Annotated in this window: 12 protein-coding genes and 1 pseudogene; 4 read left to right on the forward strand and 9 right to left on the reverse strand. The window is 65.8% G+C overall.

Going from position 1 to position 13,202, the window contains the following annotated elements; genetic code table 11:
- Positions 1-249: 249 nt before the first annotated feature.
- The 6 genes from Q0982_RS17405 to Q0982_RS17430 form a co-directional block, all read right to left on the reverse strand.
- Positions 250-750 (reverse strand): transcription termination/antitermination protein NusG, encoded by a 501-nt coding sequence (locus Q0982_RS17405; RefSeq protein ID WP_299397598.1) that lies wholly within the window; start codon positions 748-750, stop codon positions 250-252.
- Positions 750-1,436, reverse strand: a complete 687-nt coding sequence (locus Q0982_RS17410; RefSeq protein WP_299397600.1) for a winged helix-turn-helix transcriptional regulator — start codon at positions 1,434-1,436, stop codon at positions 750-752. The genes Q0982_RS17405 and Q0982_RS17410 overlap by 1 nt, the downstream gene beginning before the upstream one ends.
- A gap of 199 nt (positions 1,437-1,635) precedes the next feature.
- The gene (locus tag Q0982_RS17415) at positions 1,636-2,682 is read right to left on the reverse strand and encodes a GNAT family N-acetyltransferase (protein WP_299397602.1); all 1,047 of its coding nucleotides are present in this window, start codon (positions 2,680-2,682) and stop codon (positions 1,636-1,638) included.
- Between the two features lie 52 nt (positions 2,683-2,734).
- Positions 2,735-3,499: a PIG-L deacetylase family protein gene (locus Q0982_RS17420; protein ID WP_299397603.1), complete on the reverse strand. Its 765-nt coding sequence runs from the start codon at positions 3,497-3,499 to the stop codon at positions 2,735-2,737.
- Between the two features lie 109 nt (positions 3,500-3,608).
- Entirely contained in the window at positions 3,609-4,436 is an 828-nt protein-coding gene (locus Q0982_RS17425) for a class I SAM-dependent methyltransferase (RefSeq protein ID WP_322097056.1), read from the reverse strand.
- Complete coding sequence (locus Q0982_RS17430; protein WP_299397605.1) at positions 4,388-5,938, reverse strand: hypothetical protein; 1,551 nt, start codon at positions 5,936-5,938, stop codon at positions 4,388-4,390. Before Q0982_RS17430 ends, Q0982_RS17425 begins: the two co-directional genes overlap by 49 nt.
- 238 nt (positions 5,939-6,176) lie before the next feature.
- Between Q0982_RS17430 and Q0982_RS17435 the strand changes: the two genes are divergently transcribed.
- From Q0982_RS17435 to cysC, 4 genes are all read left to right on the forward strand, one after another.
- The gene (locus tag Q0982_RS17435; RefSeq protein ID WP_299397606.1) at positions 6,177-6,749 is read left to right on the forward strand and encodes a 3'-5' exonuclease; all 573 of its coding nucleotides are present in this window, start codon (positions 6,177-6,179) and stop codon (positions 6,747-6,749) included.
- 231 nt (positions 6,750-6,980) lie between these two features.
- Positions 6,981-7,961, forward strand: a complete 981-nt coding sequence (locus tag Q0982_RS17440; protein ID WP_299397608.1) for an SDR family NAD(P)-dependent oxidoreductase — start codon at positions 6,981-6,983, stop codon at positions 7,959-7,961.
- A gap of 165 nt (positions 7,962-8,126) precedes the next feature.
- Positions 8,127-8,921 (forward strand): sulfate adenylyltransferase subunit CysD, encoded by a 795-nt coding sequence (cysD, locus tag Q0982_RS17445; protein WP_299397609.1) that lies wholly within the window; start codon positions 8,127-8,129, stop codon positions 8,919-8,921.
- 17 nt (positions 8,922-8,938) lie between these two features.
- Entirely contained in the window at positions 8,939-10,882 is a 1,944-nt protein-coding gene (gene cysC, locus Q0982_RS17450; protein WP_299397611.1) for an adenylyl-sulfate kinase, read from the forward strand.
- 35 nt (positions 10,883-10,917) lie between these two features.
- On the opposite strand, the gene Q0982_RS17455 is transcribed toward cysC, so the two are convergent.
- From Q0982_RS17455 to Q0982_RS17465, 3 genes and pseudogenes are all read right to left on the reverse strand, one after another.
- Positions 10,918-12,171 carry an O-antigen ligase gene (locus Q0982_RS17455; protein WP_299397612.1) on the reverse strand — a complete coding sequence of 418 codons (1,254 nt, stop codon included), beginning with the start codon at positions 12,169-12,171 and terminating at the stop codon, positions 10,918-10,920.
- A 58-nt stretch (positions 12,172-12,229) separates the two neighbouring features.
- Positions 12,230-13,051, reverse strand: a complete 822-nt coding sequence (locus tag Q0982_RS17460) for an ABC transporter permease subunit (RefSeq protein WP_299397614.1) — start codon at positions 13,049-13,051, stop codon at positions 12,230-12,232.
- A 4-nt stretch (positions 13,052-13,055) separates the two neighbouring features.
- Positions 13,056-13,202, reverse strand: a pseudogene (locus Q0982_RS17465) (ABC transporter permease); the annotation flags it as partial.

Below are 13,202 nucleotides of genomic sequence, written 5' to 3' on the forward strand. Positions count from 1 at the left end.
CTTGCCGTTGAGGTCGAAATCCTGGTCCGAGGAAAAGTCAGTGGTCGTCGACGGGGACATGGGTCTCTCTGATGGAAGGCTGGAATGAAAGCGGTGGGCGGGTCAGAGGGGGTGGCTCCGGTCTATCGGGAGGTCCCGAAAGCGTATCGCTGTCCTGTGCATGAAAGTGGAGTTTGACCACTGCTACCGCAGTCCGGGTGAAAAATTCACCAAGACCGAAGAACAAAGGCGCCGCGGAGCGGGCGCCGGTTAGGTCGTCGCGGCGACGGCGTCCAGAGGCGCTTCGACCCGGACCTTGCGGCCGAGCAGGTCGAGCAGGACGATGACCCGCTCGCGCGCTGCCATGCCTTCGAAGAGGCCGAAACAGTCCCGCATGGCGCCGCTGACGAAGCGCAGCGCTTCGCCCCGCTCGAAGCGCCGGGGCTCCAGCGTGACAAAGCCCGTCTCGTCTTCGCGCGCCCTCAGGCTCTCGACGACACCAGGCGGAACGAGGCTCGGTCTGCTGCCATGGCAGACGAGATGGCTCACGCCATAGGTGCCGTTGATGCAGCGCCAGGGCTGCCGGGATATGTCGATCTTGACGAAGAGGTAGCCGGGAAAGAGCGGCGAGGCGACGATCTCCCGCCGCCGGGCGTGGCGCCGCTCGCGGCGGAGCTTCGGCAGATAGCTTTGAAATCCCTGGCGTTTCAGGTTGATTTCCGCGCGGTCTTCGGACCGCGCCAGGGTCTGCACCACATACCAGTCGGCCATCAGGACTTCCCCTCCCGGCCGCCGTTGCGGCCCCGCGAGAGGTGCAGGAAGCCCGGAAACTGGATTTTCTCCGGCGGATGCCGTTCGGCCAGGCGGTCGAAGCAGGCCTGCGGATCCCTGGTATCGGTGATCACCAGAACTTCCACCGCGGGAAGCTGGTCGAGGCGGCGCACGACCGGGATGCCCGCGACCTTCTGGCGGTTGGTCACCTCGTCCAGCACCGCGACCACCTCGACCTCGCTGTCGAGCGCGGCCAGCGAGGCGATCTCGCAGAGATCCCCGGCGCCGACGAAGGCGACCTTCTCGATGCCTCTGGTGCGGCACTGGTCGAACAGCTCGGCGCAGTCCTGGCGGGCCAGGCGAAAGAAGCTGAGGGAGCGGCGCAGGAACTTGGCGGTCAGCCGCGCCTTTTCCGTGAAGCCTTTCGACGTCAGGTAATAGGCATAGCGCCGCGCCGGCGCCTTGCGCACCTTGATCAGGCCCTTGTTGAGGCAGCGCTTCAGATAGATGTTGGTCAGGCCCAGGGCGATGCCCAGCTCGGCGGCCAGGCCCCGCTGGGTCACCCGGTCCCGCGATTCGATCGCATGCAGGATCAGGCGGGTGGAATCGCCTTCCTGATCCTGTTCGACGGCGGGTTCGTTCTGCGAGGCCAAGCGCTGCTCCGGCGCACCAGTGTGGGTCTTCAAGGTGCCCCTATAGGGGCCTCTTCTACTCCCCGGAAATGCCCTCTGTCAAGTGTTCACCAGTTGAACTGTAGGGCGATTTAAGTATTATTTTCAAATTGTTAAAGGTCAGAAATTCAAGGCCTGGAGAGGGCCGGGCGGTTGGCCGCCAGATCGCTTCTGGGATGCGGATTTGCCTATGGAGGAGTTAGCCTCCAGGGTCTCAGATGATCCTCCGTGCGGTGATGTTCTGCCCGCCGCCGCGGGGGACCAGGGCGGACAAGGGCCCCTTGGCGGCTGCGCGGGCGAGCCCGACGGTCAGGCGGGATACCTGCCGGGCCGCCGCCGATCCGAGATTGCCTTGGCCGCCAACCGCTTTGCGCAGGTAGCAGACCCCGGTCTGCCGGCCCCCCAGGCGCCGCTTGAATTCGAAGGTGCCGCTCCCCTGCGCGGACTCGCCGGCATCGAAGCAGGCCAATCCGTGCTCCTGGCAGAGTTTCATCATGGTGAAGTAGAGGAGCGTTGCCGACCTGAGGGCGGTGCCGCGCGCGGTCGTGCCGCCATAGAGATAGGCGCCGACCCGCTCGCCGAGCAGCAGAAAGGCGGAGGCGACGGGGGTCTCTTCTTCATAGCAGACCAGCGGCACGAAGCTGTCGGGGAAGCCCTCGGCGATTGCGCGCAGGAAGGTTTCGCTGTGCACCCTAACTCCCTTGGGCTCCATTGCCTCCCGGTAGAGCCGAAAGGCGGCGTCAAAGTGCTCCCAGCCGCTGCGCGGGCTTTGGTCGCTGCGTAGGGCTGCGCGCAGGCCGCGCCGGCCGCTCTGGGACAGAAGCGGCCAGAGATCATCCTCCCCGCGGCAGCCGGTCAGATCGAAGGTGAAGGACGCCGCCGTGGTAACATCGGCCTGCGGCAGGAGCGTGCCGGCCTCCAGTCCCAGATCGATCTTCGCCAGGCCGTTGGCTCTGGCGAAGTCCTCGGCGCTCTCCAGAAGCGCCTCGGCCTGTTGGGCGGTCCTGGCCCGCAGGCCGTAGCGCAGGCCGTAAAGCGTCTTGCCCCCCTTGCCGTAGTAGGTGGGAAGCTGGCCGGCAATCCGCCGGCCATCGGCTTCGCGCAGATGGAAGAGGACGGTCTCGACCCCATAGGCCTTTGCCAGAACCGAGAGCCACTCTGGGGCGGCGAGGCAGTGCGTGGGGGCGCCATAGCCCTCCAGGGTCTTCAGCAGCGGTCCCACCTCTTCGTTGCGTGCGGTCAGCACCCTGGGGTCCGTCACCTACCGGGCGCTCCCACCGCGCGCAGTCGAGGGGATTCGAAGGGCCACCATATCAGCCGTCCTGGTAGCTGCGGTGATAGGTGTTGCCTTGCGCGAAGTAAGTTTCCGCGAGCGCCAGGTAATCCTCCAGGGTCGAGCGGAAGAACAACTCCGCGTAACGTTCTTTGGCGCTGGAGGGCAGAAATCGGGAGGCGGCGGCGTTCTGCCCCAGGGCATAGTGGGCCCAGTGCCGCTTATCCATCTCCGAACGGTAGAGGGCAATGGCGGTGCGCTTCTCTGACGCCGCCTCGGAGATGTCGACGACGTTTGGCAGGGGAGCGCCACTATAGACCTGATAGGCCCAGAGCCCCGGCGCAGAGCGCAGATGGCCGGAGCCGGCCGCCGCCCGAAACAGTTCGATGGCACGGCGATGATCGTCGTGGTCGTCGAGGATGAAGGGCAGGAATATTTGGTCGGGCGAAAAGGCTTCGACGGCCTCGGCCAACTGCTGCGCCGCGTCTTCCGTGATTGGGATCTGGCCTGGCACGAACGGCAGGAAGACCGCCTCGGCCCCCAGGTGGGTGCAAACCTGGCGCGCCTCGGCGACCCGCTGTTCGGCACCCTGGAACCCTTGGGAGGTCAGATAGACGACCCGGACGGCGCAGTTGTGCCGGCGCGCCAGGATCAGGGTGCCGCCGCAGCCGATCACCTCGTCATCCGGATGCGGGGCGATGACCACGATGCGCTGGTTCTTGGGTGGCTCGGTGAGCTGGGGGGAGAAAAGCGCGCGCCGGCGCGCCAGATCCACCACCCTTGCCGCATGCTGCAGCTCCGCCACGGATTTCCAGAGGTCACCGCTGGGCGCTGGGGGGGCCAGACCCGCCGTAAGCCGCCGGCCTGCGCGCTTCAGGAGTCTCAGCATCCGCTCACCAACCGCCGGGCATGGCTCAGGCGCGCTTCTGCGCCCGGGCGAAGAAATAGGGCCAGCGCGCGCCTGCCGCCGCCCGCGAGTCCGGCTCCAACTCGTCGCCGGTCTTGGTATCGATCACCCGGATCTCGCCGAAGCCGTGCTCGGCCAGTTGCCGCACCTGGGCCGGCGGGGTCACATAGTAGTGGCGCAACAGCTTGCCGTGGGTGCCGTCGTAGACCAGCGCCCAATCCCGGGCCATCAGTTTCGACAGCGGCGGATTGCGCGAAAGCTGGATCGCCTTGCGCTTGGTGTGTTCGATCAGCTTGGTCACCGACCTGGCGCGCTTGAAGCGGAACACCTGGTCCAGGGCGCTGAGATTGTGGGAGGAAAAGGCCAGCAGACCGCGGTCCCGCAGCACCCTCTGCGCCTCGTCCAGGAACATCTCCCGCTCTTCCGCGCCCAGGGTGTCGAGGCCGTTGAAACTGAAGAGGATGGCATCGAAGCTGCCGTCGGCGTGGTTGCCGAGGTTCCGGGCGTCGGCCTGCTCGAAGCGGGCATTGTCCAGCTTGCCGGCAAACTTCCGCGTGACCGCCTCGACCATGGAGGGGGAGTAGTCGGCGCCCACATAGTCCCGCACGGCGGCGGCAAAGCGCGCCGTGGTCCGCCCGGCGCCGACCCCGATGTCGAGCAGCCTGGCGGTCTTGAGCTCCTCCGCATGGTCGCTCAGAAAGCGCTCTTCGCCGGGGTAGAGATCCGACCGCTCGAGGTAGTCGCCGACCAGCCCGCCGGTCTGCCAGATCTCCAGGTTCTGGTCCCTTACGATTGCGAGACCCTCCGCGCCGGCTGCGGCGTGCTGGAGAGCGATGCCAGCAGCAGGTCGATGGCGCGCTCGATGACATGGCCGGCGACCGGCGCCGAACTGCGGCGTTTGGCCTCGAAGAACTCCCCGATGTCGGTCCCCAGCTCCGCCGCGGCTTCGTCGTAGAGCCGGGCCTGGCGCGCGCGGCGCTGCTTGGTGGTCTCCGGAGCCTCAGCCAGCAGTTCGGCCAGCACCGCGCGAACCTGCAGGAAGTCGGTAACGACGTGGACGTGCTCGATGGGATCGTAGTTGTTCCGCGTGCCGAAGGAGAGGACCGGGATGCCGGCCCTGGCCGCCTCCAGGCCAACCGTGCCGGTGATGACCACGGCCGCGGCGGCCATCGGCAGAAGATCGCTGGCCCGCTGGTCCGGCATGGCGAGCTGCACGTTGGGCAACTCGGAAACGGCCTGATAGAAGCCCTGGGACCGGAAGCCGAGGGACACCATGCTCTCCTTGACCAGCAGCTTGTAGCCGCCGGGCAGCGCGCGTGCCACCAGGTCGATGATCGCGAGCTGATTGTTGAACTCCGGTGCCTTGACCATGGTCGAGGCCTCCGGCTCCTTGTGGAGCGCATAGAGAACGAAGTGCTCGGGCAGTGCCTCCGTCTGCTGTTCCACGCGCCGTTCCAGCTCCTTGAACTGGCGCCGCATGCGGAGTTGCAGCTTGGCGGCCTCAAGGAAGCTCGGGCGGTCGGGGCGTTTCGTCTTGAGATTGCCGAGAGAGCGTTTTGCCTCCTGGACCAGGCTGCGCAGCAGCGCGCGCAGGCCCAGGCTGGCTTTCAGCTTCGCCAGGTAGTGCGTGGCGTAAACCGGCTCGAGATCCTGATTGGCGTCCGCCGGCGTTTCGCTGCCCGCCGTCGGTGTGACAAGTTGCGGTGGGGCCGCGTCGATCTTGCCTTGCAGGGCGCGTTTCAGGGGCGGGTGGTTCCAGTACTCGTCGTGATACCAGCCGTAAAGACTGCCGACCTGCAGCGAGTTGAACATTCTGATGGGGATGCCGCGGGCCCGGGCCTTGGCGCAGATCAGCTTGCTGTAGAGATCGGCGACCACCGAGGTGACCACCAGGCTCGGGGCCGAGCGGTCCAGGATGTCTTCGACATAGCCGTCGAGCTGCCTGATGTAGCGCAGCGTGCGCCAGTAGGCGGCCTTGCGCCGGTTATGGGTCTCGGGATTGTTGAGGCCGGCCTGCTGGAACCCGAGGCCGACATGGCGGTCGGCCTGAATCAGATCGGTGATCAGGCAGCCCGACTCCCGCTCGAAACTCCGCACCCAGTCTGCCAGCTCGGAGTCCGGCCGGTCCGGAAGCTGCGCGTAGCCGTAGACGAACTCAGGCTCGGGATAGACATGCCGGCAACAGGCAAGGGTTTGAAACGACCTGCGCTGATGTCTTTGGAAGCAGACCGCATCGACAGCGTAGCCGCCGGCCGCATGGGCGCGCTCGAACAGCGGAAACCAGAAGCGGTTGCCGAACATCGTGTCGACCAAATAGAGAATGGCGGCCGGCTGCATGGTTTCCCTTTGACGGACCGAGTTGGAAGCCGCGAGCCCGCATCTGGCGGGACTCACTTGCTATTGCCCGGTCGGTGCCTCTGTCTACTCTCGAAAGGTTGCGCCTGTCAATGTTCTGAATATGAACAGAAATTTGAAAAACCGAACAATTTCATTGATTTGTGTTTGTTTATCAGGCTATATGCGGCGCGAATTGAAGGAACAGTCAAGGCCGGAAACCGCCGGTCAGAAGTTAAAGATGATAAAGCGCTACGTGGTCTTTGACCTGGAGGCAACCTGCTGGCACCGGGGCAAGGAGCAGGCTCCCTCGGAAATCATCGAAATCGGCGCCGTTCGGTTCAGCTTGCCCGGCCCGGATGAGACGCCTGAGACAAGAGGCCCCACGACGCCCGAATTTCAGACCTTCGTGCGGCCCTTCATGGCGCCGAAGCTCTCGGCCTTCTGTACCGAGCTGACCACAATCCGCCAGTCCGACGTCGACCCTGCGCCGCGGTTTCCCGAAGCCCTGGAGGCGTTCCACCGCTGGGCGGCAGAGGCGGGGGATTTCACCCTGGCGGCCTGGGGCAATTACGACGGCGCGCAGATCGGCCGGGACTGCGCCAAACACGGGATCGACAACCCCTTCGAGTCGCTGCCTTACGTGAACGTCAAGGAAGCCTTTGCCAAGCACCTCAAGCTTCGGCGCGGGATGGGGCTGGGCGGCGCTCTCAGGAAGGTGGGCCTGCCGCCTGAGGGGACCGCGCACCGGGCCATCGACGATGCGCGCTCGGTGGTCCGGATCCTCCGAACCGGCGTGGCCGAGGCCCTGTAAAGCCCCGCGGTGGAGCCGGTGGCAGGCCGGTTTCCAGGTGCCGCGACTTTGAGACTTTGCCTCGCTGCCCAGACCTGCTAGTTGACCCCCCGGGAAATCCGCAAGCCGCAAGGATTGCCCGCGCTCTGCCGGGCCGGTCGGGGCTGATCAGACAGGTGGCGTCGAACCGATAGGACAGGGGGCTGTCCGCGCCGTCCGGCGCGCGCGGGAAGCCCCAATGAAAGGAAGCCAATGTCCATCATCGTGACCGGGGCTGCCGGTTTCATTGGGTTTCATGTGGCCAGCCGGCTGATCGAGCGCGGCCAGGCGGTCATCGGTGTCGACAACCTGAACGACTACTACGATCCGGCGCTGAAGCAGGCGCGGCTGGATCGCCTCTCCGGGCACAATGGTTTCACATTCCGCCAGTTGGACATCTCCGACAAGGACGCGGTGCTCGGGCTCGCCAAGGAGTTCCCGGAGGTCACCGAGATGGTTCATCTGGCCGCACAGGCCGGGGTCCGCTACTCGCTGGAGAATCCCTTCGCCTACGTACAGACGAACCTCATGGGCCACCTCTGCATGATGGAGCTGGCCCGGCGGCTGACCAAGCTGCGCCACTTCGTCTATGCGTCGTCCTCATCGGTATACGGCGGCAACAAGGAGCTGCCCTTTTCCGTCGACCAGAGGGTCGATCAGCCGATCTCGCTCTACGCCGCGACCAAACGCGCCGACGAGCTGATGACCCATTGCTATACCCATCTCTACGAGCTGCCCAGCACCGGGCTGCGGTTTTTCACCGTCTATGGGCCCTGGGGCCGGCCGGACATGTCGGCCTACATCTTCACCCGGGCGATCTTCGAAGGGCAGCCGATCCGCATCTTCAACCACGGCAACATGCGCCGCGACTTCACCTACATCGACGACATCGTCGCCGGTGTTCTGGCCGTGGTCGACCGGCCGCCCCAGGCGCTGAACGGTGAGCCGCCGAACGCCGTCTACAATCTCGGCAACCACCGCTCCGAACCGCTGCTGCGCTTCGTCGAGCTGATCGAGGAGGCCTGCGGGCGCAAGGCCATCCGTGAATTCGCCGAAATGCAGCCGGGGGACGTCAAGGAGACCTACGCGGATATCGAGCCGGCGCGCCGTGATCTCGGCTTCGAGCCGCGGGTGACCATCGACCAGGGCATCCCCCGTTTCGTGCAGTGGTACCGCGACTACCACCGCGTCTAACGCTCTCATTTTTCAAGGTATTTCTGGCACCGCCGCGGGAAGCGGACTAGACCTGTGTTAACCATAGGTCCACTATCCTCCCCTCCCTTATGAACCTTGATTCGTGTTGGCAAAGGCGCTAAGTCCCTTCGCGCCTGCAGCATCTTCCCAAGGAAGTCTTCCAAGATGGATCGTTTGGACGAACTGGAAGCGCAATCCGTCTACATCCTGCGCGAGGCCTATAACCGCATCGAGCCGCTGGCCATGCTGTGGTCTCTCGGCAAGGACTCCAACGTGATGCTGTGGCTGGCGCGCAAGGCCTTCTTCGGCAATGTGCCCTTTCCGGTGATGCATGTGGACACCGGCAAGAAGTTCAAGGAGATGTACGCGTTCCGCGACCGCTATGCGGCGGAGTGGAAGCTCGACTTCCACCGCGAGGAATGCCCGCCCATCGATGCGGTCGACCCCAGCCTGCCGCCGGCGGCGCGTTCGGCGGCGCGCAAGACCGAGGGGCTGCGCACGGCCATCGCGAAGTATGAACTGCGGGCGGTGATCGCCGGCATTCGCCGCGACGAACAGGCCACGCGGGCCAAGGAGCGGGTCTTCAGCCCCCGCGACGAGACCGGCCAGTGGGATTTCCGCGACCAGCCACCGGAGTTCTGGGACCAGTACAAGACCGACTTCCCGCCCGGCGCCCACATCCGCATCCACCCGCTGCTGCATTGGACGGAGCTGGACATCTGGCTCTATACCCGGCGCGAGGGCATTCCCATCGTGCCGCTCTACTTCGCGCGCGACGGCAAGCGCTATCGCTCCCTGGGCGACGAGGACATCACCCATCCCATCGACTCCGATGCCGCCACCCTCGACGATGTCATCGCCGAACTGCAGACTACGAAGACGGCGGAACGGGCCGGCCGGGCCATGGACCACGAGCGCGAAGACGCCTTTGAGCGCCTGCGCGCCACCGGCTACATGTAGACGGGAGCGGCCCAAGAATGAGCGAGGACAGCACCACCTTGCCTGAAGACGCGACAGAGAACCTGGCTCTGACGGGCGAGGAGGAAACGGTCGGAGAGCGCGCGCTCCACCGCATCGTTATCGTCGGCCATGTCGACCACGGCAAGTCGTCGCTGATCGGCCGGCTGTTGCACGACACCGACTCCCTGCCGCCGGGCAAGTTCGAGGAGCTCAAGGAGGTTTCCGCCCGCCGCGGCATGGATGTTGAGTGGTCTTTTGTCCTGGATGCCTTCCAGGCCGAACGCGATCAGGCGGTGACCATCGACACCACGCAGATCTGGTTCAAGACCGCGCTGCGCGACTATGTGATCATCGACGCGCCGGGTCACCGCGAGTTCCTCAAAAACATGGTCAGCGGCGCCGCCAGCGCCGATGCGGCAATCATGGTGGTGGATGCGGAAGAGGGCGTGCGTGAGCAGTCCCGCCGCCATGCCTACCTCCTGCACCTGCTGGGCGTTCAGCAGATCGCCGTGGTGATCAACAAGATGGACCTGGTGGACTACAGCCAGGCGCGCTTCGAGGAGGTCTCGCGGCAGATCTCCGACTATCTGAAGTCCATCGGCTCGGTCCCCCTGGTGATCGTGCCCATCTCCGCGCGCGGCGGCGACAACATCGCCGGCCGCTCCGAGCGCACGCCCTGGTACGACGGGCCGACGGTGATCTCGACCCTGGACGGCTTCCATGGCCATCCGGGCATCGGCGCACAGCCGCTGCGGATGCCCATTCAGGACGTCTACAAGTTCGATGCCCGGCGCATTCTGGCCGGGCGGATCGAGTCCGGTGCCATCTCCGTCGGCGACACGGTGCTCTTCTCGCCCTCCAACAAGACCGCGAAGGTCCGCTCCATCGAGGCCTGGCCACAGAACAGCGCCTCCGACACGGCGGCGGCGGGGGAGTCGGTGGGCATCACCCTGGTCGAGCAGCTCTTCGTCGAGCGCGGCGAAGTCGTCAGCCACATGGAGAACCCGCCGAGGCTCGGCACCACCTTCCACGCGCGGCTCTTCTGGCTCGGCCACAAGCCGCTCAAGGTAGGCGACAGCTACAAGCTGAAGCTGCTGACCCAGGAAGCCGAGGTCCGGGTGAAGTCCATCGAACGCATCGTCGATACCCAGACCCTGCAGAACAGCGCAGGCGATGCGGTCGAGCGCAATGCCGTGGCCGAGGTGACACTCTACAGCCGCCAGGTGCTCGCCCTGGACGACTACGGCGATCTCTCCAGGACCGGCCGCTTCGTGCTGGTCGAGGACTACGACACCGTCGGCGGCGGCGTGATCTTCATGGAGGGGCTGCCGGACCAGCGCCAGGCGATCACCGTGAAGTCCACCAACGTGATCTCGGTCGAACACAATCTGACCGCCGACTCCCGCGCCGCGCGCAACGGCCACCACGGCGGCGTGCTGTGGTTCACCGGCCTTTCCGGAGCCGGCAAGTCCACCCTGGCGATGGAGGTCGAGCAGCGGCTCTTCGCCAAGGGCTATCAGGTCTATGTGCTGGACGGCGACAACGTCCGGCGGGGCCTGAATGCCAACCTCGGCTTCTCGCCGGAGGACCGGACTGAGAACATCCGGCGTGTCGGCGAGGCCGCGGCGCTCTTCGCCGATTCCGGCATCATCTGCATCACCGCCTTCATCTCGCCCTACCGGGTGGACCGCGACCGGGCCCGCGCCTCGGCCCCGGGACGGTTTCACGAGATCTTCATCAAGGCCGACGTGGCGACCTGTGAGCAGCGCGATCCCAAGGGCCTCTACAAGAAGGCGCGCGCCGGCGAGATCCCGCAGTTCACCGGCATCTCCGCCCCCTACGAGCCGCCGGAATCGCCCGATCTCGTCGTCGACACGGCAGCCGAGGACGTGACTGAGTCCGTCGGCCGCATCATCAGGTATATCGAAGACGCCTTCACCCTGAAGAAGCGCGCCGACTAAGTCCCGTAGGCCATTAGAGGGATCCGCCGTCCATCTCAGCCGGGCGGGGCCGTCTTCCGCTGGTCGGGGCTACCGGGCAGGGCCAACACCAGGATCAACGCTGCGGCGCCCATCATGGTCAGCCAATGGCTCTGCCAGATGCTGTAGGCGCTGGAGGCGATCACGAGCACCGTAATCAGCATAGCCTGCCCGCAAAGCCGCCCCGGCGCCGGCAGGCCGTCCAGCTTTCGGCCCAGCAGGAACAGCACAGCAACGGTCAAAGCGCCGCCGACATAGCCCAACTCGAGGAGGATCTGCAGCGGCCCGTTGTGGGGGTGGGAGGGAATGACCTCCTTGTCGGCCCTGAAGGGAGTCGCGCCCTCGGTCGGGATCGAACCCGAGGAGTCGAAGCCCCATCCGAAGGCCGGACGCTCGAGGATGCGGTCGGCCACGAAGCCCCAGATGTGGACGCGGAAGTTCGCCGTCTCGCCGAGGAAGCTGGCTTTGTCGAGTTCGGCCTGCTTCATCAGCTTGGCGATGCCGGGGCTGGCCAGCAGGGCACCGGCCACGGCCAGCGTCAGGACCAGGCGCCCGGCCCAGCGCCCCAGGGCCGCGATGGCTGCGGTGAGGATTCCCAACCCAAATCCCAGAAGCGTGGCGGATGATTGGGACGCCATGACGAGCGCGAACAGGGCCGGCGGCAGGGCGAGGGCAGGGACCCGCCAGCCGCGAAACCAGCACAGGGCCGCCAGCGGCCAGACCAGAATTGCCAGCGCCGAAATCCCTCGGTTGAGGCGCGAATAGGCATGATACTCGTAGTTAAAGGCAGTGCGGTCGAGGTCGCCCTTGAGCGCCGAGGAGACCGGGAAGCCGAAGCTGAACTCGACGACCACCAAAACGACGGTCAGCGCCATGCCGAACGCAAAACCGAGCGCAGCGACACGCCGCTGTCGCTGGTCGAGGCTTGCCGCCAGGGCGCAGAGGTAAATCAAAACCAGCAAAAGAACGCCGACGCGCAGCGCCAGCGTCACCGCCTCACCGGGTGCGAAGCTCCAGAGCGAAGCGACCAGACACCAGAGCGCCAGCAGCCCGAAGCCCAGAGTGACGGGCCGGTCCATGATCCGCCAGGGCAGGGCCCGGCCGCCCAGGAGGACCGCGGCGAGACCCGCCGTCGCCAGGACGAGCGGCACCACGGCCTTGGACGCGAGCAGGCCGAGCAGCGGCAGCAGCAGGCCGAAGAGCGAGAGGACCAAGGCGAGGTGGTCGTGGCGGCTTCGGGCGCCGGCAAGAGATTCCAGGAGTACGGACACGGCAGGACTTGTAGCGAATTGCGCGGCCCGGGAAAACTGCTCTGGCAGATCGGTGCCTCTAAGGGGCTGCCAGGGCCTCCCGCTCTTCCTGTTCGCGGCGCAGTTCCTGGCGCCGGGTCACGATGGAGGCGGCCAGGACGCCGGTGGCCACCAGGCCCACCAGGATGGTGCAGACGGCGTTGATCTCCGGCGTCACGCCCAGGCGCACCTGGCTGTAGATCTTCATCGGTAGGGTGGTGGCGCCGGGCCCGGTGGTGAAGCTGGCGATGACCAGGTCGTCGAGGGAGAGGGTGAAGGACAGCAGCCAGCCGGCGACCACCGCCGGCGCGATCACCGGCAGGGTGATCTTGACGAAGGTTTGCCCCGGCGGGCAGCCCAGGTCCATGGCCGCTTCCTCGATGGAGCGGTCGAAGCTGACCAGGCGCGACTGCACCACCACGGCGACATAGCACATGGCAAAGGTGGTATGCGCGATGGTGACGGTGACCATGCCGCGGTCCAGGGAGATGGCGACGAACATCAGCAGCAGGGAAAGCCCGGTAATCACCTCCGGCATCACCAGCGGCGCGTAGATCATCCCGGAAAACAGGGTGCGGCCGCGAAAGGCCCCGAAGCGGGCCATGATCAGGCCCGACAGCGTCCCCAGGACCGTGGCGATGGTGGAGGCGAAGAAGGCCACCTGCAGGGTCACCCAGGCTGCGTTCATCAGTGACTCGTTGCGCAGCATCTCCCCATACCACTTGGTCGAGAAGCCTGCCCAGACCGTGACCAGGCGCGACTCGTTGAAGCTGTAGATCACCAGCAGGGCGATGGGCAGATAGAGGAACAGAAAGCCGACGGCCAGCGAGCCGAGGTTGAACCAGGTCAGTCCCTGTTTCATGAGATCAGCCCCCGGCCCGGGCGCTGCGTTCCTGCATGCGCTGGAACAGCACGATGGGAATCACGAGCATGAGCAGCAGGATCACGGCCACGGCGGAGGACAGCGGCCAGTCGCGGTTGTTGAAGAACTCCGACCAGAGCGTCTTGCCGAT

It is taken from the genome of Pelagibius sp. (genome assembly GCF_028281305.1).
GTDB lineage: Bacteria > Pseudomonadota > Alphaproteobacteria > Kiloniellales > Kiloniellaceae > Pelagibius.

What these genes read in the sequence shown, in the direction of transcription:
- Q0982_RS17405 (WP_299397598.1), bottom strand. Translation starts at nt 750, where the DNA reads ATGGCCGACTGGTATGTGGTGCAGACCCTGGCGCGGTCCGAAGACCGC.
- Q0982_RS17430 (WP_299397605.1), bottom strand. Translation starts at nt 5,938, where the DNA reads ATGCAGCCGGCCGCCATTCTCTATTTGGTCGACACGATGTTCGGCAAC.
- Q0982_RS17435 (WP_299397606.1), top strand. Translation starts at nt 6,177, where the DNA reads ATGATAAAGCGCTACGTGGTCTTTGACCTGGAGGCAACCTGCTGGCAC.
- Q0982_RS17440 (WP_299397608.1), top strand. Translation starts at nt 6,981, where the DNA reads ATGTCCATCATCGTGACCGGGGCTGCCGGTTTCATTGGGTTTCATGTG.
- cysD (WP_299397609.1), top strand. Translation starts at nt 8,127, where the DNA reads ATGGATCGTTTGGACGAACTGGAAGCGCAATCCGTCTACATCCTGCGC.
- cysC (WP_299397611.1), top strand. Translation starts at nt 8,939, where the DNA reads ATGAGCGAGGACAGCACCACCTTGCCTGAAGACGCGACAGAGAACCTG.
- Q0982_RS17460 (WP_299397614.1), bottom strand. Translation starts at nt 13,051, where the DNA reads ATGAAACAGGGACTGACCTGGTTCAACCTCGGCTCGCTGGCCGTCGGC.